The organism is Dyella choica, from assembly GCF_003977665.1.
GTDB lineage: Bacteria > Pseudomonadota > Gammaproteobacteria > Xanthomonadales > Rhodanobacteraceae > Dyella_B > Dyella_B choica.
Genome location: NZ_RYYV01000021.1, coordinates 14,466 through 39,099 on the forward strand (window position 1 = coordinate 14,466; position 24,634 = coordinate 39,099).

Genomic DNA, 24,634 nt, shown 5'->3' on the forward strand with positions numbered 1-24,634 from the left:
TTTACGTTCGGAGCTCATCATGGTTTCCCCTAATTTTGCATTGCGCGCATTGCCTGCGTGTTGGCTGGGCCTGCTCACGGCCCTGGCCCTGTTTCACCCGCTACCGGCGCTTGCCGCCGAACCGAAAGTCGCGGATCTGACACTCGATGCCGCGACCGGTCTGGCAGTCGCCCAAGCCCCCCTGCTGCAGGCCCGCAGCGAGCGATGGACCTCGGCGCGCGAAGAAGCCGGCCGCGCCGGTGCGCTGCCGGATCCGCAACTCAGCGTCGGCATCGACAATCTTGCCGTGCAGGGCCCCGGCGCCTTCACCGCTGGCGGCGACACCATGACCATGCGCAGCGTCGGTTTCAGCCAGGTGCTGCCTTCACGCAGTTTGCGCCAGGCACAGCGCACTCGGGCCAATGCCGATGCGGACGTCGCAGCGGCATCGGTGCAGATGACCGACCTCGCGATCCGCCAGCAGACGGCGCAAGCATGGATCGCCGCCTGGGCCGCCATCGAAGAACAGCACATGCTCGGCATGCTGCGCGACGAATGGACCATCGACCTCGCCGCGGCCGAAGCTCATTTACGCGGCGGCACAGGCACGGCAGCCGACGTGCTGGCGGTGCGCACGCAGGCCCTGGATCTGGAAAACCGCCTCGACGATGCGCGTGCCCGCGAGGCCGCGGCCAGAGCGAGCCTGGCCCGTTGGCTGGGCTCGCCGGTGAGCCAGCCGCTCGCGGCGCCGCCCGATTTTTCGCAGCCACGCAAGGACGAACAGACCCTGCTCGCCCATCTCGACGAGCAGGGCGAACTGCTGGATTGGCCGGCGCGCGAACGCGCCGCCGAAGCCGCGCTGGCCGAGGCGCAGGCTGCCAAGCATCCGGAGTGGAACGTGAGCGCCAGCTATGGCTCACGCACGCGCGGTCTCTCCGACATGCTTACCTTGCAGGTTGGCGTGAGCCTGCCGCTGTTCACCACCAATCGGCAGGATCGAGGCATCTCCGCACGCGCAGCGGATCTGGATGCGGTGCGCGCCGAGCACGACGATGCTCGCCGTCAACAAACCGAAGCGGTGCGCTCGGCCTGGGCGCAATGGGAGGCCACCGGCCGGCAAGTACAGCGCCATCTGCAGCAATTGCTGCCGCTGGCGGACGACCGCGCCAAGCTCGCGCTTGCAGCCTATCGTCGCGGTGGTGATTTACAGCGGCTATTGGAAGCACGCCGCGACGAGCTGAACCACCACCTCGATTACGCCCGCATGCTGGCCGACTACGGCCGCGCCTGGGCCACCCTTGCCTATCTGCTGCCCGACGGGAGCAAACCATGAAGCACCCTGTCCTGTTGCTGTGCGCGCTGATCGTTGCACCGGCGTTGATCCTGGCCGGCTATATCGCCGGCGTGCGGCATTCGTCACCGCAAGCCTCCACTGCCACGCCTGCGGACAAGCGGGTGCTCTACTGGTACGACCCGATGATTCCCACCGAGCATCACGACCAGCCGGGCCTGTCGTCGATGGGCATGCAGATGATTCCCAAATATGCCGGCCAGGAAGACCGCGAAGGCGGCGTGACCATCGCCCCCGAAACCGCGCAGAACCTCGGCTTGCGCACTGCTCTCGTCGAGCAACGTGTGCTTGAGGAAGCCATCAAGGTGCCTGGCACGATCACCTGGGATCTCGATGAGGCCAGCATAGTGAGCGCACGTGCCGACGGCATCATCACTCGACTCGCGGTGCGCGAGCCCTATTCCTCGGTGTCGAAAGGCGCGCCTTTGGCAGAGCTGACTGCACCGGCCTGGAGCAGCGCCGTGGCCGAATACACGGCGCTGGGACAGACCCGTTCACCGGATGCGCAGGCTCTGCGCAGTGCGGCGCGCGAGCGCCTCGCCGTACTGGGCCTGGAAGCCGGTGATCTGCACTCGATCGACCGCAACGGCGCAGTGACCTTGCACGCTACGCAGAGCGGTGTGGTCACCCGGATCGAAGTGCGTGAAGGCCAGCGCGTCAACGCGGGCCAAACCTTGATGATGCTCAACGGCCTGGCCAAGGTATGGATCGACGCGGCATTGCCGCAAGCGCTGGCAGGTGCCGTACATCCCGGCACACCGGTGTCGGTGAGCGCCGACGCCCTGCCCGGCCGCCGCCTCGCCGGCACCGTGCAGGCCATGCTGCCCGATCTGGATGGCAGCACGCGCACTCAGCGCGCGCGCATCGTGCTGGCCAATCCCGATGGCGCCCTGAGCCCTGGCATGTTCGTCCAGGTTGGCCTCCAGCCAACGCCGGGCGAGGCAACACCGATCATTCCGGATGAAGCCCTGATCGCCACCGGCGAGCAGGCACGCGTGATCGTGGCCGATGACGGCAACCGCTTTCATCCGGTGGCGGTACGTACCGGTCGCTCTGCCGGCGGCTACACGCAAATCCTCGCCGGACTCAGGGCGGGCCAGCGCATCGTGCTGTCAGGCCAGTTCCTGATCGATTCCGAAGCAAGCCTGTCCGGCGCCCTGGAACGGCTGAGCGATCCCGATGGTTCGTCCACGGACAACAACGATCGTATGAGCATGCCGATGGACGACATGCCAGCCCATCCAGGCAGCAGCCCGGCGATGTCAAAGGGAGCGCAACGATGATCGCCGCCCTGATCCGAACTGCGATTGCACACCGGCTGCTGGTGCTGCTGGCTGCCATCGTGCTGGCACTGGCTGGTGTCTTCGCAACCCTGCATACACCGATCGATGCGTTGCCCGATCTTTCCGACACCCAGGTGATCATCCGCACGCCCTGGCCGGGGCAAGCGGCCCAGGTCGTCGAAGACCAGGTGACCTATCCGCTCGCCACCACCATGCTCTCGGTGCCCGGCGCCAAAGTGGTACGTGGTTATTCCTTCTTTGGCGATTCCTACGTCTACGTCCTGTTCGACGACAGCACCGACTTGTACTGGGCGCGTTCGCGCGTGCTGGAGTACCTGAGCCAGGTGCGCGACCGCCTGCCGCGTGGTGTCAACCCGGCGTTGGGGCCGGACGCCACCGGCCTGGGCTGGATCTACGAATACGCGCTGGTCGACCGCAGCGGCCGCCACGACCTGGGCCAGCTACGTGCGCTGCAGGACTGGTTCCTGCGCTATCAGCTCAAGACCGTGCCCGACGTTGCCGAAGTGGCCAGCCTGGGCGGCATGGAACGCACCTGGCAGGTCGTGCCTGATCCGCAGGCCCTGGCTGCACGCGGCCTCACCGTGCAGCAATTGATCGATGCCGTGCGCACAGCCAACGGTGCCAACGGTGGTTCCGTGCTGGAGCAAGGCGAAGCCGAACTGATGGTGCGCAGCGAAGGCTATCTGCGCAGCCAGCAGGATTTTGAACAGGTGCCGATCATGGCGAACGCCAATGGTGTGCCGGTTCTGCTGCGTGATGTGGCCACGGTGCGCCGTGGCCCCGGCTTCCGCCGCGGCGTCGCCGAGCTCGACGGCCAGGGCGAAGTGGCCGGTGGCGTGATCGTGCTGCGTTCGGGCAAGAACGCGAAGGCAGCCATCGCCGCGGTGAAGTCGCGCCTGCAGGAACTCCAGCTCAGCCTGCCGGCCGGCGTCGAGATCGTGCCGACTTACGACCGCTCCGAACTGATCGATGCCGCCGTGGAAAACTTGCGCGGCAAGCTGCTGGAGGAGTTCATCGTCGTCGCCCTGGTGTGTGCACTGTTCCTCGGTCACCTGCGCTCGGCGCTGGTCGCCGTGGTGACTTTGCCACTGGGCGTGCTGGCCGCCTTCATCGTGATGCGATTGCAGGGTGTGTCGGCCAACCTGATGTCGCTGGGCGGCATCGCCATCGCCATCGGCGCGATGGTCGATGCCGCGGTGGTGATGATCGAGAACGCCCACAAGCATCTTGAACACTGGCGCGCGGCACACGGGCGCGAACCGCAGGGCGCCGAACGCTGGACGCTGATGGCGGCAGCCGCCGCCGAAGTGGGACCTGCTCTGTTCGTCAGCCTGCTGATCATCGCGCTTTCCTTTGTGCCGGTATTCGCGCTGCAAGGCCAGGAAGGCAAGCTGTTCAAGCCGCTGGCCTTCACCAAGACCTATGCGATGGCCGCCGCCGCCGGGCTTGCGGTGACCCTCGTGCCGGTATTGATGGGCTGGCTGATCCGCGGCCGCATCCGCGCCGAGCACGAGAACCCGCTGAACCGGATGCTGATCGCCCTCTATCGCCCCCTGCTCGATGCAGTGCTGCGCTTTCCCAAGCTGACCTTGGCGCTGGCCGGCCTGGCTCTGCTCAGTGCACTGGTTCCGTTGCACCAATTGGGCAGCGAGTTCATGCCGCCGATGGACGAAGGCACCCTGCTCTACATGCCGACCGCACTGCCGGGCCTGTCGGTGGGCAAGGCCTCGCAACTGCTGCAGCTCACGGATCGCATGATCAAAACCGTGCCCGAAGTCGAGCATGTGTTCGGCAAGGCCGGGCGCGCCGAAACCGCCACCGATCCGGCGCCCACCGAAATGTTCGAAACCACCGTCACGTTCAAGCCCAAGTCGCAGTGGCGGCCGGGCATGACCATGGACAAGCTCAAGCAGGAACTTGACCGGGCGGTGAGGGTGCCGGGCCTGACCAATCTGTTCGTACCGCCGATCCGCAACCGCATTGACATGCTGGCGACCGGCATCAAGAGTCCGATCGGCATCAAGGTGCTGGGCGCCGATCCGGTGGTGCTGCAAGGCGTGGCCGACCGTATCGAGGCCGTCGCGCGCAAGGTTCCGGGCGTGGGTTCGGCGATTGCCGAGCGGGTTGCCAGCGGCCGCTATCTGGATGTGCGCATCCGCCGCGACGATGCAGCACGTTACGGCCTCAGCCAGCAGCAATTGCAGGAACTGATTGCCACGGTGGTCGGTGGTGATCCGATCGGCGAGGTGATCCAGGGACGCGAACGCTATCCGATCGTGCTGCGCTATCCGCGCGAGCAACGTGATTCGATGGCAAGTCTGCGCGATTTGCCCATCGTCGCAGCCAACGGAGCACAGCTGGTGTTGAGCCAGGTTGCCGACCTCAGCCTGAGTCCGGGCCCGCCCATGCTGAAAAGCGAAAACGGCCAGCTCGCGACTTATGTCTACATCGACACGGCCAGCGGCGACCTGGGCCGCATTGTCTCCGACTTGCAGGGAGCGGTCGCTCGCCAGGTGCAGCTACCACCCGGCGTCACCCTCGCCTGGTCGGGGCAGTTCGAGTACCTGGTCAGTGCCATGCAACGGCTGGAATACGTGGTGCCGGCGGCCTTGGCGATCGTGTTCGCCCTGATCTTCACGCTGTTTCGCAAAGCCAGCGAGGCAGCCCTGATCATGGCCAGTGTGCCGCTCGCGCTGGTAGGCGGACTGTGGCTGATCTGGCTGCTCGGCCACTCCGTCTCGGTGGCGACGATGATCGGTTTCATCGCCCTTGCGGGCGTCGCTGCCGAGTTCGGCGTGGTGATGCTGCTCTACCTGCGCCATGCCTGGGAACACCGTCTGGCCCGCGATCCCCACGCCGACGCGGATGCACTGGACGAAGCAATCCGCGAAGGGGCAGTGCAACGCGTGCGTCCCAAGGCGATGACCGTGGCGGTGATTCTTGCGGGCCTGTTGCCGATTCTGTTGGGCCATGGCGCCGGTTCCGAGGTCATGCAACGCATCGCCGCACCGATGGTGGGCGGCATGCTCACCGCGCCACTGCTGTCCATGCTCGTCCTGCCCGCCGCGTACCGCTTGTTGGTTCGACATCGCTTGCAACGTCCGCTGGGATGACAATCGTAGGCCGGGGTGCAAACCCCAGCATTGCCATGTACACACATCGCGATGTTGGGGTTTGCCCCCTGAGGTATCTCCACGTTTTTCAATCAAGAATCTTCGCTACATCAAGAATACAGCTCATCGCGGCGATGCCTCATGGTTTTGTTCGGCTTTCACCGGAATGATGATTCGCGCTGACATGGCGCTGGCTGTAGCGTTGATTTTTGCCGGGCGTAAGCCAAAAAAACGTGGGGATATGTCAGGGTGTATACCCCCAACAGCGGCGTTTTCGTTGTCGCACTGGCGCTGTATGTCGTAGGCCGTTGCATTGCCTGCGGCGCTTTCGGACGCCGTAGGCGCCCGAGTCACTTTTCTTTGCTGGCCCAAAGAAAGGTAACCCAAAGAAATGGCCTCAAAGGCTCTTGGCATGGGTAAAGTAAAAGCCTGAACGTCTAGGGCCAGATCGAAAGATGCCCGCCCGAGGTTCTACGCCCCCGCTATACCGCGAGGCGTCGAAGCGTTGAGGACTTAAGAGCAGGTAAGTCTCAGCAAGACTCAACCCGTCGGCATTAAGCCCTCAGTGCCTCGACGCCTCGCGGTATAGCGGCGCTGCAGAAGCTTGGCCCGCTATCGATCAAAGCATGGCGATATGGTTCAGGCTTGTAACCTGCATAGTGCCGCGCGCTCTTGAGGCCGTTTCTTTGGGTTACTTTTCTTTGGGCCAGCAAAGAAAAGTGACTCGGTCCCTTTAGGGACCGAAAGCGCCGCAGGCAATGCCGCCAGATACGACAAGCAGCAACTGTGCGTGACCAAAGCGCTGTGGGGGTTAACACCCTGAGGTATCCCCACGTTTTTCAATCAAGAACCTTCGCTACATCAGGAAAATAGCTTATCACGACGATGCCTCACGTTTTTGCTCGGCCTTCGCCGGAATGACGATTCGCTCTGAAGTGGCATTGCCCGTACCGTTGATTTTTGCGGGATGCAAGTCAAAAAAACGTGGGGACATGTCAGGGTTTGCACTCCAACCTGCATGCTGGGATTGTCATCCCAGCCTACATGCCAGGCGTTCCATGGGTTAATACAAAACCCGCATGCTCAGCTGCACCTGCGTGTCGACCTGATGAGCAGGCAGTCCGTACTCGGCACGTAGCGTCGCCGTGCTGTCGATGTGCAGCACTTCTGCCGTAAGGCGCAAATAGTCTCGAGGCCGCCAGTTGAGCGCCGCCGTCACCGCATTGCCGTGTTCGGCCTGGCGCCAATCGGGATCATCGGACGAGGTCCGCGTGCTGAAATGCTCGATGCGCAAGGCGGGGCGCCATGCGCCCAGGTTCCATCCTGCCAGCACGAATGCCGCACGGTAACGAGTACGCAGGAATTGGTCCACCGTCAGCCCGCTGCGGGTGTCGCCATCCATGACCTGTGCAATCCAGGTTACTGCAGCGATATCGGTGCGCGCCCCGGCGCTCCAGAAGCGCGTGCGCCAGGCATACTCTCGATCGCCGCCGGCATAGAAAGCGGATGCGCTCGGATCGGCACGATTGTCGTAGTGCATGAGACTCACGCGGGTATCGCCGGGGGCACGCCAGCCAATCGCCACGTAATCGCCCCAGTGAGCCCTCCCGATACTGCGAAAGAGGTCGTAATAGCCCGGCAGCCTGTCGCCGTCGGCGCTGACCTCGGCATCGGGCTCGCGCAGACGGCTGCCGATGCCTGCAATCAGGTCTCCGATCGCCCAGCCTCGTGTCGCGAGCAGGGTGCCGGCGAGGTCATCGCGGCGGAACAACGACGCGCGCAACTCCCAGGTATTGACCTCGCCGCGACGTTCCAGCAGAAATTCGCTGCCGAGGGCGCGCAACTCCTCGCCGGTCCAACTGTTGATGGCCGAGGAGCTGAGCGTCCATGGGCTGGTCCAGCCAATACCGTCGTTCTCCATCGAGACCGGCGCAAACAGCACGCCGGCACGCAGCGACCAACGCCAGGGGGTAGTGGAGACCGGGCGATAGCGCAGCCAGGCCTCCAATACGCTGAATCCGCTATGGCCGCTGGTTTGATATTGCACCTGTCCCAGCGCGAGCAGTTCGGGGGTGATCTGCGCCGCGGCCAGCACGGCGCCGCCTCCGAAGTGAAAATGCGTCTTGCCGTCGCCGTAGCGAGCTTTGCCAAAACCGCCACGCGTCCAGCTCGCGTCATCCGGCGCCGCCACCAGCCGCTCGTCGGCATAGGCATGCAGATCGGTGTCCTGCGCATGCAGCGACATGGCGACACCCCACACCGCAACGATCGAACACAGTCGATATTTCATGCGTGGTCTGGCTTCGATTGGGTGATGATCAGATCGGCCAATGCGCCGGGACTCAACGGCCGCGCAACGAAAAAACCTTGGGCATGGTCACAATGGATGGAAGCCAGGTAATCGAGCGCTCCTTCGTCTTCAACCCCTTCGGCGGTGACCTCGTATCCCAGACCGTGACCGAGCTCCACGATTGAACGTACGATGACGCGGTCATTGGGATCATGGGTCAGATGCTTGACGAAACTCTGGTCGATCTTCAGCTCATCGACCGGGAGCTTGTGCAGGTAGGACAACGAAGACTGCCCCACGCCGAAATCGTCGATGGCGATGTGAAAACCCTGCTCCCGCAGCTGGTGCAGCACGCGCAAAGCCGAATCGAATTCGCCGATCATCGCGCGCTCGGTGATTTCCAGTGTCAACTGCCCGTGTGGCAGCCTGTGCGAATCGGCCAGGTCCGCGATGTACCGGGGCAAGTCGGCGTCGCCCAGGTCGTGGGCCGAAAGATTCACCGCGACGCGCAACATCAAGCCTTGTGAACACCATTGACGGGCCTGCGTGACCGCCGTCTCAAGCGCCCAGCGAGTCAGGCGCTGGATATTGCCGGTATCCTCGGCCATGCCAATGAACACATCCGGCAGTATCGTTCCCCGCAACGGATGCTGCCAACGCATCAGCGCTTCTGCGCTGTCCAGGCGACGGCTCGACAGCGCCAGCCTGGCTTGGTAACGCAACTCCAATTGGCCGCGCGTGAGCGCTTCACGCAGCTCGCCCATCAGCGAGAGGCGTTCGGGACGATGCGGATCGATGGCGGCCTGGTAAAACGCCCAGGCTTTGGATGAGCCGGCTGCGGCGAATTGCGCAGTCTCGGCGTAGCGCAGCAACGCAACAGCCATGGTGGCGTGTTCCGGATAGATCGCAATGCCGATGGCGGGAACCATGTCGATGCTCACATCAGGTTCCGTATAGGGCGCGGCAAGCGCATCAAGCATGCGTGTCGCCGCTTGCACCGCGTCATCGCTGCCGGTGTCTGCAAGCCACACGACGAAATTGCTGTCGGTGGCACGCGCAACCTCTGCGGCGCCGGCCACGCGCCGGATGCGCTCGCCCGCATCGCGTACCAGCCGATCGCACAGGCCGTGGCCCACGGTTTTGATGATGTCCGGCACCCGCGTAAGGCCGATCATCAATAAGCTTCCGCGTGCCACGCCACGGTCGATGCTGAGCGTGATCTCCGCTTCGATCGCCAGCCGATTCGGCAGGCCGGTCACGGCATCATGCGTGGCCTGATGGAAAATGCGTTCTTCGCGCTGCTGCACGGCGGCGGTCATGGTGCCGATGGCATTGGCCAGCGCCCCTATCTCGTCGCGGCGGGGCAAACGGGGCGGTATGCGGTAATCACCCTGTTCGATACGCTTTGCCACGGTGGCCAGCCATTCCACCGGGCGCGACACATTGCGTGCGATCACCCACACACCGAGCAGGCCGGCCGCAAGTCCGAGTGCAAGCAGCGCCGACCATGCCAACGCCAGCTTGTGATATGGCCGCAACGCATCATCGAGCGAATAACCAAACAACACGACCACTGGAGCGCTGTTGAACGGGTGCTGCAACGGTTGCGCCAACACGATGTAATCGCTCTGGCCAATACGGCGCAGGCTTGGCTGCGCGGGAAAATCGCCTGTGACACGTTCGAGGCCAAGCGCAAAGGGTGTGGAGCGGTCGCCTTGCGCCACCGCCTCCCATTGCGATGGCGCTCTCTGCACCTCCAGCACGACGTCGCGTCGCAGGGTGCTCAGTTCCTGCATATGGGCCAGCAACTGATCATCCACCTGCACGTAAACCACTACCAGTCCCACGGGTTGCGGCGCATAGATGGGTACCACGATGATCCAGTACACGTGCCCTTGCACGGCAGCCATTTCAGCAGCCTGCTGATAAAAGGCGCGCTGCATCAGTTCAACGAACGAAAAGGTCTGGCCGCTGGCATGCTCATCGGCCGTATCGGCGGCGATCGTGCCGTCAAGGTTGACGAGCTGCATGCGCGAAGCCCCTACCCGGCGTCCATGGTTGTGCAGTACCGAGAGCACGGTAGCGCGGTCCCCTTGGGCAATCGCCTGGCGCAGCGCGAAGTCGAGCGCCATGACACGGACATTACCGGCAATGCGCGCGGAAACATCCTCCATTTGCGCGTCGAATGCCTTGGCATTGGCGGCAAGCTGCCGCTCGCCGTCCATCACCAACGCGCGATGCGTCACACCATAGACGAGCGCACCCGTTATCAATTGCACCACTACCAGCATGCCCACGAAGAACAGCGCAAGGCGAAGCCGGAAGCCGATAACCGTGCGCATGGCGCTAATAATCCAGGTGTTCGCGATCGACGACGCTGCGTGGATCGGGCAGCAGCCGCAGCGCAATCGGCAGCGCGGGTGCGGCTCCTTCAGCCGGCACGTCGACGGTCGCGCTCATCGGCGGACGGCCCGGTGCCAGCTGCGGATGCCAGAGCTTGACGGTGTAGCGGCCGGCTGGCAGCCCATCGAAACGAGCCTGGCCCTGCCCAGTCGTAAGCTGTGCCTGGTCGGCGGTCACCACCAGGTACGCGATCATGTGATCGTGGATATTGCAGCCCACCGCAATGATGCCGGAGCGGTCCAAGACCACCGGCGCCGAGCTTTCACCCGGGCTCAGGATGAACTGAAACGCCCCGATCGGCGAGAACGAATAGACGTGATGGCGCGTGTGGTCGCTATTGCGGAACACCACGCTGTCTCCGGGGTGCATCACTTCCACATAGGGGATGAAGGTTTCGCCCTTCTGGTCGATGTAATGCGTGTTTGCCGCAGCAAGCGGATTGGCACGGTCGATGGTAACGACTGCATCGCCGACGGGAAGGCCGTGGCTATCGATCGCGGTTACCGTCAGCGTTCCCGCGTGGACAGCCATTGCAGCCCCGCATAGCAATAGGCACGGCAGTCGCGAAACCCAGCGCCTCATCGACAGAGTTCCCCTGCATGCTGGTTGGCTTGGAGGATACTACATCGCGTGCGTACTGCTGCGCCTGCTCATACACGTCTTCGCCGCAAAGGAACCGGATTCCCCCTGGATTTCCACACCGGGCATCACGCCATCCGCCGCTCATGATCCGCGCCGAAAAACCGGTCCAGCTCCGCGTTGGAAATAGACCCTTTCAAGCCGTCGAACTGGCCTTGCGTGGCAATTTCGGTGGCAACGCGGATAAAGGCATCCATCGCTGCCCGCGCCAGGGCGCCGCCCACGCTGATGCGACGCACTCCCATTGCCGCCAGATCATCGACGGTGAAATGAATGGTACCGGTGTTGAGGACATTCACCGGCAGCGGTGCGACCGCTTTGACTACTGCTTCGATCTGCTCTCGCGTAGCGAGGCCCGGCGCGTACAAGCAATCCGCACCGGCTTCGGCATAGGCCTGCAAGCGCCGTATCACTTCGTCCAGGTCAGGCTTGCCGCGAAGGAATCCTTCCGCGCGGGCGGTAAGCACCATTTCGCCGCCGGCACGATCAATCGCCGCACGAGCAGCACGGACACGTGCCACGGAAAAATCAAATTCGTACAGCGGCCTGATGCCATCATTGGGCGAATCCTCAATCGACAGCCCTGCGACACCGGTCTCGATGCATCGGCTCACGTTTTCCGCCACAGCCTTGGGATTGTCGGCGTAGCCGTTCTCGAAATCGGCATTGAGCGGAATATCGGTGGCCGCCGCCAGCTCACGGAAATGCGCCAGCGCCTCGTCCAGGCTTTGCGCGCCGTCGGCATAACCAAGCGAATGTGCGTGGCCGGCACTGGTGGTGGCAAGCGCCCCGAATCCAAGCCCCTGCAGATAACGCGCGGTACCCACATTCCAGGGATTCGGGATCACGAAGCAGCCGGAAGCGTGGAGGTCACGAAACGCCTTGCGCTTGTCGGACACGGACGGCCTGGCGATGGACATAGGGGAATCCTGGGTGGGAGGTCAGCAGTGTATGGGGATTCTCCCGCCAGTTCAGTAAGCCAGCAATGGCAAACGAAGCCCTCACGGTTCACGAGTGTCAGCGCTCCAGCGAGCTGCATTGACCTGTCTACGAAAGGCCGGCCACGCCCGTCGACGAAATGCAAGTAACTGCAAGGTTTCGCCATGGCGGCGGGCCACTCGTCAATCGGCCCGCCGCGAAAGCGACTCTACGGAACGCGAACAGCCTATCCGTTCTGCCCTGCAATAGTCAGCTAATCAGAGGATATTGATCGCGGCTGCTACGATCCGCTGGGTTCGGGCGGGTTCGTTGGCCGCCTCACTAGGCTTTGCCGGTTCTTGTTAGCGAGTTTTAGCTTTGGCTTTGGACTTGTTCAGCGTCACGGCAGCGCGAATGAGCGTTTTCAACGCCTTCTCATTGATCTTCCCGCCCTCGTGGAAGTCGATGGCACGTCGCATGTTCCCGTCAAGGCTGGAGTTGAAAAGACTCGCAGGATCCTCCAGCGACGCACCTTTGGCGAAGGTCATCTTCACGTGGCTCTTGTAAGTCTCGCCAGTGCAAATTATGCCGTCGTGCGACCACGTTGGCACTCCACGCCACTTCCACTCCTCGACCACTTCCGGATCCGCTTCCTTGACCAGGGCGCGCAGCTGAGCGAGCAGCTTGCCGCGCCAGTCGCCCAGCTCCTTGACCCGTGCATCGATCAGTTGCGAAGGAGATGGGCCTTGCTGTGATTCGATCTTGCTCATTTCGGTTTCCTTAGCTTGGCCTTGCGACTTCGATAAGAGCACAGGAGGCTTGCTCCTGAACGAGGAATATATCCGGTTTATGGCTTATCGCCTCACTTCCCATCGCTGGCTCGATCGGCCCAATACTTGGCTTGATCGGCATCCTTAGACACACCAAACCCCAGGCGGCACAGCTTGGACATGGTCAATTGCGCGGACGTATGCCCCTGCTCGGCCGCCTGGCGATACCAATGCGCCGCCTCTTGTGTATCCATCAATGCACCTCTTCCGCCGTACAGGCATTCCCCCAGTTCATATTGCGCATGCGCATGTCCTTGCTCGGCCGCCTTGCGCATCCACCAAACCGATAGATTGCGGTTTCGGACAACGCCTTCGGCGCGCATATACACACGCCCAAGAAGATATTGCGCATCACTATTCCCGGCATCCGCCGCACGTTCCAACTCGTCCAGACTCCGGATCGGCTGCTGCACCGGCAACACCTTGGAGCGCGAGACTAACTTGAACTTGCTGGCTGCCGCCAATGGAGTGACCCAAGAACAGGAGGCGTCCTTATAGGACACTCCATCCGGTGTCCAGCGGCCCTTTCCATCAGAAACCAGCATAAAATTGTTGACGACAGCGAGGCGACCGTCTTCGAGGCGCACGCAATCGCCCTCAAGGATCTCTTCACCTTCCTCGTAATACGCTTTCTCTTCTGTAGTGCGCTCAGGTTCGCAGCGCTGGGAAGCAGGATCCGCCGCCGGCTCATCCTTGGCAGACCAATGGAAAGGAAGCAGCACACTGCCCGGAATGGGCAGCGGACCACCTGCTTCCAGCGCATTGCTGATGACACTCCAGCCAGATTTGTCGTGCCAGTATTTGGCGCACTCCCCAGCAAGATAATCGGCATAGCTTCGCGTCCCTTCTTCGTCGAGCATGCTGAAGCTGGGTTCGGAAGGAACCGCCACCTCGGCTTCATGCGCCTCCGGCAGCATGCCAGGGGGCAGCAACGGCCGCATCCACGCAAGCCCGCTATCGACACGCTCCAGTTGCAGCGCCTCTCCAAACCACTCCAGTACAGAGTCCGTGCCGCTGGATTCACCATGCAGGCTACGTTCGTGTTCGTACATGAAGCCGGAAAGAGCGTGATGGCCCTTGCCATCGGTTTCGAGATGGACGGTACCGTAATCGCCATGGTTGGAAGTGTGATAGAGAAAACCCGGCGCCCCTAGCGACTGGCACAAGCTGACGAATCGAATCGGTTGATCGGGTGCCGGACGCCTGCAAAGGAAATTCCAAGGCCAGGCGACGACTAGGCTCCACCCTTCCCGTCCTGGTAGTACCGCAAAAGCGCCATAGCCAAGATGCTGCTCCCCCGGGGAACGAACCCTGCCGGGCCGACGCTCGATCAATCGCATGCCTTCCCGCTCGCAAAGCTCTCCCATGGCGGCCGCTATGGTCTGCACCTGCCCGCTGGCGATATAGGCCGCAATTTCGAAGAAGTCCCCTTCCGACATCCACACCTACTCCCTGTCCTGGTCGGCACGCATGCTGATGCTTGATACCCGCTTTTTGCAAGTCTATCGATCGGCGCTCTGTGGCATGAAGACTTAGACAAACGGCCCGAAGGATTGCCCTTTAAAGGGAACCATCTCCGGTTTGACACCTTCGGAACGGCGTAGGCTGGGATGGCAATCCCAGCACCGCGTGTACCGCGTGTGATGTGCATGGCAATGCTGGGATTGGCACCCCAGCCTACGCGGAATGGAAGGAACTGTTTGTGCCGAATTCCATACTGGCCCGCGTCAAATTTTTCTAGACGCCCTGGCCCGTAGATAGCCACTATGCACGATTCCGCCATGCAGCTGCTACGATTTGCAGGAGTGACCAACAGATGAAACAGATCGGTGGTTTGAACATCGCCCAGGCACGGGCTTCGCTGGCGCCCTGGGCCACGCCCGCGCCCAGGATCAGCACAGCCGAATATGTACAACGTATTGAGCGCGCACGCGCTTTGCTGCATGCGCTGGAAATGGATGCAGTACTGATCACCGCTGGCACCTCCCTGCGTTATTTCACCGGCATCGGCTGGGGTGCCTCCGAACGCCTGGTGGCCATGCTGCTGACGCGCCGCGGCGACCCCATCATCATCTGTCCGACCTTCGAGGTCGGCTCGCTTTCGCATGAATTGCGCATCCAGGCTGATGTCCGCCTGTGGGACGAGCACGAAAACCCGCAACAGCTCGTGCTTATGGCCTTGCGTGAGCGCGGCGCAGGCAATCTGGCGCTGGATCCGGCCGCACCCTATGTCGTGAGCGAACGCCTACGCGCCGTACTTGATGGCAAGCCGCTGGTCGACGCCAGCGCTCTCGTCGACGGCTGCCGCATGGGCAAATCGCCGGCCGAACTTGCGCTGATGAAACAGGTCACCGCCATGACCCTGCAAGTGCATCGCCTGGCCGCCGGCATCCTGCACGAGGGCATTCGCCGCAGCGAGATCATTCGATTTATCGACGAGGCCCATCGCGCCATGGGCGCGGACAACGGTTCCACCTTCTGCATCGTGCAGTTTGGCCAGGCCACGGCCTATCCGCACGGCATCCCCGGCGATCAGGCGCTGGCGCAGAACGACATCGTGCTGATCGATACCGGCTGCACGGTGCAGGGCTATCACTCGGATATCACTCGCACTTACGTGTTTGGCCAGGCCAACGACGAACAGCGTCGAATCTGGGATCTGGAACAAGCCGCGCAACAGGCCGCTTTCGATGCGATACGCCCCGGCGTGCGCTGCGAAGAGGCCGACCACGCTGCCCGTGCAGTAGTTGAACGCGCAGGGTTGGGGCCGGACTACCGCCTGCCCGGCATCCCTCATCGCACCGGACACGGCTGCGGCATGAGCATCCACGAATCGCCTTATCTGGTGCGCGGCGACGGCACCGCCCTGCAGCCCGGCATGTGTTGCAGCAATGAGCCGATGATCGTGGTACCGGACCGTTTCGGCGTGCGCCTGGAAGATCATTTCTACGTCACGGAAGAGGGCGCCGCCTGGTTTACCCCGCCCTCGCCCGCCATCGATCAGCCTTTCGCCTGATCTCGCCTGCGCAAGGATGCGCCCGGCGGTTTGACATGGTTCAAAATCAGCCGCTATCGTTCGCCCGCGGTACAAGCCGCTACCGGACCCGCGGAAAGGGTTGAACCCACTTGTTCGCTAGCCAATCCGGCACAACCTTTGTGCAGCCGAGTTTGCGGGTCATCGGCGCTTTCTGCACGGAGGTTTTCGTATGAAGCGGCTTCCCGAGCGCCCGCAGCTGGACCATCTGAAGAAACAGGCCAAGGATCTGCTTGCGCAGTACCAGCAAGGCGATCCGGTTGCGTTCGCACGATTTCGCGCATGCGTGCCGACAGCCGCCGGCAAGGACGATCAAGCCATGACCGAGCTCGGCTTGCGCCTGCACGATGCGCAGTCGTGCCTCGCACGCGAATACGCGTTCCCGTCGTGGACCGAACTGAAGCATTTCGTCCTGGCACAAAACGCGCGATCGATGGATCGTACCGAATCGATTCGTAACTGGTTGCGCCTGGTCTATGCCGGTGACATCAGCGGCGGCATGCACCGGGCCAGCCCTGCGGCCGCGGCGCGCATGCTGGCGGAAAGCTCGACGCTAACCGCCCACGACCCTTATCTGGCTTGTGCGGCCGGTGAACTGGCGACACTGCAAAAGATGCATAGCCAGGATCCGGCCTGGATTCATCGACCGGGCGGCCCCCTGCAATTGCCGCCGCTGGTGGCAGTAAGCCATTCGAGCCTGCTGCGGCTGCCCGAGTTCGCCGAACGCCTGCGAGCATGCGTCAGCTTTCTGCTAGCCGCCGGCGCCGATCCCAACCAGACCGTCGCCAATCGCTGGGGACATGACGCGCTGGATCAGGTGTCCACGGCGGAGCCGCTTTCGGCCTTGTATGGCGCAGCCGGTCAAAATCACGACCCGGCACTGACCCGTCTGCTGCTCGATGCCGGCGCCGATCCCAACGATGGCGAATCGCTCTATCACTCGCTGGAAAATCCAGCCTGCACACGCCTGCTGCTTGCCGCGGGTGCGCGCATTGCCGGCTCGAACGCAATCTATCGCGTGCTGGACATGGACAATCTCGAAACGCTGCAACTGCTGCTGGTGGCTGGCGGCGATCCGAACGAGCCGGCCGCCAGCAGGCCCACCTCCGACTGGGGCACGCCGTTGTTATGGGCGATTCGCCGACGTCGGTCCACCGCCCATGTCCAGGCATTGCTCGCCGCCGGCGCCGATCCGGCAGCTCGCACACCCGAAGGCATCAGCGCTTACGTATTGGCGTTGCGTTTTGGCCTCGCGGAGGTCGCCGCACTGCTGCGTCAAACCGAAAACAGCGCGTCGCTTTCGACGTGCGAACGCTTCGTCGCAGCCTGCTCCGCCAACGATGTCGCTACGGTACGTCGGTTGCTATCCGAACAGCCACACCTGTTACGGACCCTGTCCGACATGCAACTGCGTTTGCTGCCAGAGCTGGCGGCACAGGGCTGTAACGAAGCCGTGGAACTCATGGTAAAACTGGGCTGGCCTATTGCTGTGCGTGGCGGGGACTGGAATGCCTCGGCGTTGAATCACGCCGTGTTCCGCGGCGACGCCGAACTCGCCCGCTTTCTGCTCGAACACGGCGCCAGTTGGCAGGAGCAACATGGGTTCGGCGACAATGTTTGCGGAACCCTGGCCTGGGCCTCGACCAACCTGCCCGAAGGCGTCGGCGACTGGCTGGGCTGCGTTGCGGCCTTGCGCGCCCATGGCATGCCGGCAGCCGCCGCAGATCCCTCAGGCCGGGATGGAGTGATGGTCGCGGGCCGGTCTTACTGGTTTTCCGATGAGGTGACAGACTTTCTGCTTGGTCCACCCCATGAAACTGCCTAGGAAAGTAGCCATGACTCAGCGCCACGTTCATTGCAAGCCGGCGTTACCGGCAATGGCCGCACTTCTGCTATTCATGTCACAAGTGGCCTGCAGCGAAACCGCCAAGGGCCATTTGCCGTTGACTACGGTGGCCGATGCACCCCTGACCGGCCGAACTACACGCTGGGACTACGCCAGCCTTGATCCGGTCGCCCACCGCTTGTACCTGGCGCATCTGGGGGACAGCGTGGTTACTGTTTTCGACACGCAGGAGCGCAAAGTCATCGCAGACGTGACCAACGCCAGCCACGTGCATGGCGTGCTGTTCGTACCGGAGCTACGCCGCGTCTACGCTTCGGCCACCGGCACCGATGAAGTGGTGGCGATGGATCCAGCCAGCTTGAAGATCACGGCACGCGTGCCGGCGGGCGATTATCCCGATGGCATGGCCTACGCTCCCGAGGTACACAAGCTCTATGTGTCCGATGAGCACGGTGGTACCGATACAGTGATCGATGTGCGCACGAATACGCGCGTGGCCACGATCGCGCTGGGTGGCGAAGTAGGCAATACTCAATATGACCCGGTGTCCAGGCACATTTTTGCGAACGTACAGACCCGTAAGCAGCTGGTGGAGATTGATCCGGCCACCGACAAGGTGATCGGCCGGATCGACCTGCCGGATGCGGAGGGCAACCATGGACTCTATATTGATCCGTCCACGCGGCTTGCCTTCATTGCCTGCGAGGACAATAACAAGCTGATCGTGCTGGATCTTGCCACGCGGCGCGTCTTGTCGACCTTCGATGTGGCCAAGGACCCCGATGTGCTGGCCTTCGACCGTACCCTTGGCTGGCTCTACGTCGCGGGTGAATCCGGCGAGGTTTCCGTGTTCCATGTCCAAGGCCACTCGATCAGTCCATTAGGTACCGCAATGCTAGGCCCCGATGCCCACGTCGTCGCCGTGGACGAGGCCACCCATCGGGGCTATTTTCCGCTCAAGTCCGTAGCTGGCAAACCTCTGCTGCGAATCACCGAACCCAGCAAAACTGCACCCTGATTAGGTCCATCCATGCCCTGGATCATTACCAAGTACGTGATCACCGCCGCGATCGTGGTCGCCGTGTCGGAAGTAGCCAAGCGCAGCGATCGCCTGGGCGCGCTGCTGGCGTCGCTGCCGCTGGTCACACTGTTGGCCTTGACCTGGCTGCATGTCGAGAAGCAACCCGCGTCGAAGATCACCAACCATGCCTGGTATACGTTCTGGTATGTGGTCCCCACGCTGCCGATGTTCCTGGCGTTTCCGTACCTGTTCACCCGTTTCGGCTTCTGGCCCGCGCTAGGGCTGAGTGCGTTGATCACCATGGTTTCATTCGTGCTGTTTGCCTGGGCGATCAAACCGTTCGGCATCAAGCTGCTCTAGCCGCCCCTCAAGCTTAATTCGATATGACGACTGCTATGGAAAGGCTTTCGATGAATGTGGGCATGACCGGTGACCTCATCCCTTTTCGACTCGTCGCTGCCGACGGCTACGTTTTGGGTGCGACTCGTTTCCCGGCCGCGCAGCCTCTGCGTGGCCGCCTGGTTGTTGCAGGGGCAACCGCCGTTCCACAGGGCTTCTATCGTCGCTTCGCTCAATTCGCCAGCGCATGCGGGTTCGAAACCCTGACATTCGACTACCGCGGCATCGGCCAATCCAAGCCGTCGACCTTGAAAGGCTTTCAGGCGTCGTTTTTGGATTGGGCCAGGCTTGATCTGGCGGGCGCCGTATACGCCATGGCCGCGCATGACGTTCCGCTCTACCTGGTCGGCCATTCTTTCGGTGGCCATGCGTTCGGGCTGCTGCCCAATCACCACCAGGTCGCAGGTCTTTACGTGTTTGGCATCAGCGCCGGCTGGCATGGCTGGATGCCTGTAGGCGAGCGTTTACTGGTACTTCTGATGTGGAACCTGGTGTTTCCACCGCTGGTGTGGTGGAAAGGCTACTGTCCCTGGCAGATACTGGGTATGGGCGAGGACATCCCCCTGGATGTTTACCGGCAATGGCGCCGCTGGTGTCGTTATCCGCACTATTTCTTTGACGACCCTGCCATGCCGGACATGGCCACAACCTACGCCACCGTCCATGCCCCGATCATGGCAGCCAATGCACTCGATGACGGATGGGCGCTCCCCGCTTCACGCGATGCCTTTGTTCGCCATTACACGAACGCCCCTGTCGATACACAGGACCTTGATCCTGTACCACTGGGAGGAAAGCTCGGTCATATGGGCTATTTTCGGGCAAACGCAGAACCTTTATGGACCCAAGCCCTGACCTGGTTCACGCAACTGCGCCACAACAGGAAGCCGGCATAATCCCTCCGTTATTGCGCACGACACACCTTGCGAACCTCCGGGAGGTCACGCCGGTTATGCGGCATAGTTCAAAGCCTCCCCAGTTCAATCGGCGGCTTGCATCGTATCCGTGGCGAAGTCTTGAGCGACGCCCTCCGCCATGAAGTGGCTTTGCGCGAAACGTCGACGCAACCATCGATTCAATGGATCACCACAGAACCGGGCAGTGACCCACGCCAGCATGGCCGACAACACGAAAAATACGGCAAGCAGCGGCAGTTTGCGCTCTACCGTCATGGCCGCCCTCGGCACCAGCTCCGCCATGATACCCAGCACCACGATGTGAAACAGATACAGTTCGTAGCTGTGCGCACCCAGCCATGCCAAGGGGCCTCCCAGCAAACGGGAAGAGTGGCCGGTCGGCAGCCGGGATACGGCCATGAGAAACAGCGCCGTTGCGATACCCAGGAAGGTGGCTCCAAGCGACTCATGGCCCTGGATGCCTTGCATGTAGATCCAAGCCATCGCAATGCAGGCCAGCACGGCAACAATCCGCCGTAGCGGGTTGAGCCACTGCAGTTTCCTTGCGATGACCGCCGCCAGGCATCCGTAGACCAGCATATCGACACAGGCGACGTTGCCGTACATGAAAAACAGCTCGTCGTCCTGGTGCAGGTGGCGATAGATCGGCGCGACAAGCATGCAAAGACCTGCCAGCGCAAGCAATTGCCAGCGTCGGCGCGCAACCACCAGCACCAACGGGAACAGCAAATAGAACACTTCTTCCACGGACAGCGACCAGTAGATGTTCATCGCGTAGTTGAAGTAGCCCACCCCTTCCATAAGGATGTTGTGCCAGAAGGTAAGCACCGACAGATTTGCGACCAGGAAGAAGCCGTTGCCCAGGTTCGCATCACGATGGACGTTGGAGAAATGGGAAAGCCCGGCCAGGCCCAACGCGGTAATCACCACCAAGGCGAGAACGACCAGCGGGTACAGCCTGAAAAAGCGCAGCTTGTAAAAGTGCGAGACATCGACATCGGCAAGCGAACCGTACCGAGTGAGGATGTTTGACGTGATCAGGAACCCGGAAATCACGAAAAACATGTCCACGCCGTAGTTGCCGTTGTAGAAGATGGTCCGCAATGTCGGTATCGAAACCCAGGCTTGCAGGGGGCTGGTCTGAAGATGATAGGCGAGGCTGTAATGCAGCAGCATCACCAGCACAATGGAGACACCGCGCAAGATGTCGATAAAGATATTGCGTCCAGTATTTTCGGCACGCATCACGGCTAACGAGTTCATCAGGGGACATCCAGGTCGCTTGCAAAGAGCAGCTGGGATGGCATCCCAGCCTACACGGCGTTGCGCTGGCGGGATTTTCGCGTTACCCGGCGCCAGAACCACCACCAAACCAAGGCCAACGGGAAAGCCAGCAGCAGGAAAGGAAGGCCATAAGCCAACATCTCCAAGGCGTCACGGATGCCCTCATACAACTGGTCGATGGAATCGCTCAGAGAAACACCTAGATGATGGCCGCGTGTCTCGTCGGTGAAATCCATCTGCAGCAGATTCGTGTCGATACGTCTTTGCTGCTGCGCCGCGACGTTTTGAAAATTTTCACGGTCCACTTGTATCTGCGCGCGCTCATGACTGAGCGCGATGAGATCGCTCGTGGAAATATCCTTGCGCTGTGCAAGCTGCTCCACTTGCGCGGAGTAGATTTCCAACTGCTTCAGTTTCCGTTCGTTGTCGTTGACCGCGTCGGCCAGATCTTCTGCCCGCGTCTGCCGCGACGCCAGCTTGCCATCCTGGCTGGCCATGCCTGTGAGTGGCTCGACGCCCGCAGGCACCACACGCACCGTCAGCGAACCGTTGTGCTCGCTTTGCTCGATGTTCAATACATTGCAGGCACCGAAGCGTGCCGACTCGCAAGCTTCGCGCAAGGCGGCCATGCGCGGCGCAAGCTGCCCTTCCTGCAATTCGATGCGCAGGTGATGCTCATAAGCCAGCTTGGCTCCTGCCTTCGCCGATTCACCGGCAACCGGCAAAGGCTTGGCCTCCTGCTTCTTCGAACAAGCTGTCGCCAACAGGGCCAGCGTTACTACCAGCATCCAACGCATTGCTGTGCGCATCATCTTCCCTTGCCTTGTAGTGGTTCCCGAAGGCCTGACTGATCTGCCTGAGCGGCATCAGTCCTGCCTTGGCCGGAGCATGTCATGCTGATCCGGCCGGTGTCCACGGTTCACTTCAGTCCCTTTATAAATCGCTTTCCCGGCCCATGAGTCTTTTCCGCACACGCTCCAGCCCACCAGGTGCGCCCAGGCCGGCGCTATCGCCAACCGCCACCCAGGGCAAGGAAAACCTGGATCTGGTCACGATTGATCGTTGCCTGGCCAGCCGCAAGAGCCTGCTCGGCGACCCAGCGGTCACGCTCCGCCGCCAGCACGGCCAGGCTGTCGATACGGCCGCGCTGCTGCAACTCTTCCATCTGCGCGGCGTGCTGCACGGCACTGTCACGCGCGAGCTGCAACTGGCCCTGCCGGTCGAGATCGGCAGCGTAGTTGTTCAGCGCCGTTTCGACTTCGCGCAACGAATCCAGCACCGTCCCGTCGAAGGCCGCGAGGCTGGCACGGGCTTGCGCATTGGCTTGCTCGATATGGGCACGCACAACGTTACGGTTGAGGTTCCAGGTGACGAGTGGGCCGACCGCAAAGCGATTGGTGTATCCGCTCAACGCATCGATGACCTTGCCGGTGGAACCCATTGAAACGCCGAATTTGATATCCGGATACAGCGCGGCCGTCGCCACACCGATGCGCGCGGTAGCTGCCGCAAGGTGCTGCTCCGCGGCGCGTACGTCCGGCCGCCGCTTGAGCATGGCCCGGCCGTCGCCGACGGGAAGCAACTGGTCCAGGCGCAATGCCGTGCTGCATGCCAGAAGCGAGCGATCGAAATTCGCCGGCGGCTGCCCTGCCAGGGTTGCCAGGCGGAAGACAGCATTGCGCTGCGCCGCTTCCAGTACCGGCAGCTGTGCCCGCACAGTCGCCATGGTGTCCTGTTGCCGCGCGTTTTCGACAGGCGATGCACGCCCATGCGAAACCAATAGCTGGGTAAACCGAACGTCTTCCTGCTCGACAGCAATGCGTTGCTGCATCAACGCGATTTCGTGGCCGGCGTTGCAGACATCGGCATAGGCATACGCCGTTTCGGCAACCACATGCACGCTCACCAGATCGCGCGCCGCGGCGACAGCCTCGTCGTCCGCGCGGGCAGCTTCTTCGCCACGGCGTATCGCGCCAAATAAATCGAGGTCATAGCTGACCGCAATACCGCTGTTGTAGTTCTGATAAGGCTCCACACCTACGTGCTTCAATACCGCTTCTTCGGAGGGATGATTCCATGCGGTAGACACATCCACGCCGCCCGAGAAACGCTGCGAGCTGGCTTCGGCGCGCAGGGCGCCGCTGTATTTCAGACGGGCCTCGGCCACACGTAGCTGGGTGCTCGCGGCAAGCGTTTGCGCGATCAAGCGATCAAGCACCGGATCGTTGTACAGCTTCCACCAACTTTCCGGCAACATCGAGGCACTCGTTCTCGCTGCAGCGGAAACGAAGCCGCCTTGTGCTACAGGCGCATTCGCCATGGCCTGTGCGGGAACGCGGTAGTCGGGGCCGACCGCCGCGCAAGCGGCAACGGCGGCACTTGCGCACAACACCAGCACGATCCGATGCATTACCACGACCACAAATCCTGCTTGGCATCGGGCGAATGCACCACCACAGTGGCCGTCTGGCCGGGCACCAGGCGGATACCCGCCGGCACATAATCGATGACGACGCGCACCGGAATGCGTTGTGCCAGGCGCACCCAGGTAAAGGCCGGATTGACGTTGGCGAGCCTGGCAACGTCTCCCGTGCGCTCGCGATCCTCGATCGCCGATGCAATGCTCTGTACGTGCCCGCGGAGGGTGCCGGATACCCCCATCAAATGCACGCTGACCGCATCACCGACGTGAATGCGCTGCAGCTTGGTTTCTTCGAAATAACCCTCCACACGCAGCGAAGGCGTGTCGACCAGCGCCAGCGCGGCCTTGCCCACCGTCATATAGATGCCTGGCTGCAAAGTCATATTGGCGACCTGCCCGCTCACCGGCGCCCGGATGACGGTGCGGTCGAGATTGAGCTGCGCCAGATCGCGCGCGGCGACCGCCTGGGCCAGGGCCATGCGCAGCTGCTCCACCTTGGTTTGCCCCTGCTCGATCACTTCGCTCGCCACCACGTTCGTCATCGAGCGATTGCGCCGGTCTTCACGCACCGCCTGGGCGAGCGAGGCGCGCAAGTTGCCGACATTCGCTTGCGCCTGTTGCAGCGCCAGCGAGTAGCGCGAGGGGTCGATCACCAGCAGTACCTGGCCTTGCTGTACGGTTTGGTTGTCGTGCACGCAGACCTGTGTGACCAAACCGGCCACATCCGTGGCAACCGGCACGATGTCCGCCACCACCTTGCCATCGCGCGTCACCGGCTCGACCTGGTAGCGCAACCACAAGGCGTGGACGGCGAACAGCAATGCGGCGATCGCCAATGCCGTGGCAAGGGTACGCACCATCGCCATCGTCCATTGCTTGATCAC

Annotated in this window: 18 protein-coding genes; 8 read left to right on the forward strand and 10 right to left on the reverse strand. The window is 62.2% G+C overall.

Going from position 1 to position 24,634, the window contains the following annotated elements; all coding sequences use genetic code 11:
- The first annotated feature begins 19 nt into the window (after positions 1-19).
- From EKH80_RS19835 to EKH80_RS19845, 3 genes are read left to right on the forward strand one after another with little or no spacing between them, the layout of a single operon-like run.
- A complete protein-coding gene (locus EKH80_RS19835) occupies positions 20-1,312 on the forward strand; it encodes a TolC family protein (protein WP_126686538.1) in 1,293 nt (430 codons plus the stop codon).
- Positions 1,309-2,613, forward strand: coding sequence for an efflux RND transporter periplasmic adaptor subunit (locus EKH80_RS19840; RefSeq protein WP_126686539.1), 1,305 nt, complete (start codon positions 1,309-1,311; stop codon positions 2,611-2,613). The genes EKH80_RS19835 and EKH80_RS19840 overlap by 4 nt, the downstream gene beginning before the upstream one ends.
- Positions 2,610-5,747 (forward strand): efflux RND transporter permease subunit, encoded by a 3,138-nt coding sequence (locus EKH80_RS19845; protein WP_126686540.1) that lies wholly within the window; start codon positions 2,610-2,612, stop codon positions 5,745-5,747. Before EKH80_RS19840 ends, EKH80_RS19845 begins: the two co-directional genes overlap by 4 nt.
- A gap of 1,063 nt (positions 5,748-6,810) precedes the next feature.
- Here EKH80_RS19845 and EKH80_RS19850 read toward each other — a convergent pair.
- The 6 genes from EKH80_RS19850 to EKH80_RS19875 all read right to left on the reverse strand — a co-directional run bounded on the left by EKH80_RS19850 (position 6,811) and on the right by EKH80_RS19875 (position 14,266).
- Positions 6,811-8,037: a porin family protein gene (locus EKH80_RS19850; RefSeq protein WP_126686541.1), complete on the reverse strand. Its 1,227-nt coding sequence runs from the start codon at positions 8,035-8,037 to the stop codon at positions 6,811-6,813.
- Positions 8,034-10,379 (reverse strand): putative bifunctional diguanylate cyclase/phosphodiesterase, encoded by a 2,346-nt coding sequence (locus tag EKH80_RS19855; RefSeq protein ID WP_126686542.1) that lies wholly within the window; start codon positions 10,377-10,379, stop codon positions 8,034-8,036. The genes EKH80_RS19850 and EKH80_RS19855 overlap by 4 nt, the downstream gene beginning before the upstream one ends.
- Positions 10,380-10,383: 4 nt before the next feature.
- Positions 10,384-10,971, reverse strand: a complete 588-nt coding sequence (locus tag EKH80_RS19860; RefSeq protein ID WP_126686543.1) for a cupredoxin domain-containing protein — start codon at positions 10,969-10,971, stop codon at positions 10,384-10,386.
- 176 nt (positions 10,972-11,147) lie between these two features.
- Positions 11,148-11,999: an isocitrate lyase/PEP mutase family protein gene (locus EKH80_RS19865; RefSeq protein ID WP_126686544.1), complete on the reverse strand. Its 852-nt coding sequence runs from the start codon at positions 11,997-11,999 to the stop codon at positions 11,148-11,150.
- Positions 12,000-12,359: 360 nt separating this feature from the next.
- On the reverse strand, positions 12,360-12,767 hold the full coding sequence (locus tag EKH80_RS19870; protein WP_126686545.1) for a DUF1801 domain-containing protein: 408 nt from the start codon (positions 12,765-12,767) through the stop codon (positions 12,360-12,362).
- Positions 12,768-12,859: 92 nt separating this feature from the next.
- Positions 12,860-14,266 (reverse strand): tetratricopeptide repeat protein, encoded by a 1,407-nt coding sequence (locus tag EKH80_RS19875; RefSeq protein WP_126686546.1) that lies wholly within the window; start codon positions 14,264-14,266, stop codon positions 12,860-12,862.
- 377 nt (positions 14,267-14,643) lie between these two features.
- Here EKH80_RS19875 and EKH80_RS19880 point away from each other — a divergent pair, with 377 nt between their 5' ends.
- The 5 genes from EKH80_RS19880 to EKH80_RS19900 all read left to right on the forward strand — a co-directional run bounded on the left by EKH80_RS19880 (position 14,644) and on the right by EKH80_RS19900 (position 20,023).
- Positions 14,644-15,843 (forward strand): M24 family metallopeptidase, encoded by a 1,200-nt coding sequence (locus tag EKH80_RS19880; protein WP_126686547.1) that lies wholly within the window; start codon positions 14,644-14,646, stop codon positions 15,841-15,843.
- Positions 15,844-16,033: 190 nt separating this feature from the next.
- Entirely contained in the window at positions 16,034-17,686 is a 1,653-nt protein-coding gene (locus EKH80_RS19885) for an ankyrin repeat domain-containing protein (protein ID WP_126686548.1), read from the forward strand.
- A gap of 10 nt (positions 17,687-17,696) precedes the next feature.
- Positions 17,697-18,725 (forward strand): YncE family protein, encoded by a 1,029-nt coding sequence (locus EKH80_RS19890; RefSeq protein ID WP_230473839.1) that lies wholly within the window; start codon positions 17,697-17,699, stop codon positions 18,723-18,725.
- 12 nt (positions 18,726-18,737) lie between these two features.
- Positions 18,738-19,088 (forward strand): DUF3147 family protein, encoded by a 351-nt coding sequence (locus EKH80_RS19895; RefSeq protein ID WP_126686549.1) that lies wholly within the window; start codon positions 18,738-18,740, stop codon positions 19,086-19,088.
- Positions 19,089-19,138: 50 nt separating this feature from the next.
- A complete protein-coding gene (locus EKH80_RS19900) occupies positions 19,139-20,023 on the forward strand; it encodes an alpha/beta hydrolase family protein (protein ID WP_230473840.1) in 885 nt (294 codons plus the stop codon).
- Positions 20,024-20,107: 84 nt separating this feature from the next.
- On the opposite strand, the gene EKH80_RS19905 is transcribed toward EKH80_RS19900, so the two are convergent.
- The 4 genes from EKH80_RS19905 to EKH80_RS19920 form a co-directional block, all read right to left on the reverse strand.
- Entirely contained in the window at positions 20,108-21,307 is a 1,200-nt protein-coding gene (locus EKH80_RS19905; protein WP_126686550.1) for an acyltransferase family protein, read from the reverse strand.
- A gap of 50 nt (positions 21,308-21,357) precedes the next feature.
- Entirely contained in the window at positions 21,358-22,140 is a 783-nt protein-coding gene (locus EKH80_RS19910) for a DUF4349 domain-containing protein (RefSeq protein WP_230473841.1), read from the reverse strand.
- Positions 22,141-22,334: 194 nt separating this feature from the next.
- Complete coding sequence (locus EKH80_RS19915; RefSeq protein WP_126686583.1) at positions 22,335-23,738, reverse strand: efflux transporter outer membrane subunit; 1,404 nt, start codon at positions 23,736-23,738, stop codon at positions 22,335-22,337.
- Positions 23,738-24,634 carry an efflux RND transporter periplasmic adaptor subunit gene (locus EKH80_RS19920; protein WP_230473842.1) on the reverse strand — a complete coding sequence of 299 codons (897 nt, stop codon included), beginning with the start codon at positions 24,632-24,634 and terminating at the stop codon, positions 23,738-23,740. The genes EKH80_RS19915 and EKH80_RS19920 overlap by 1 nt, the downstream gene beginning before the upstream one ends.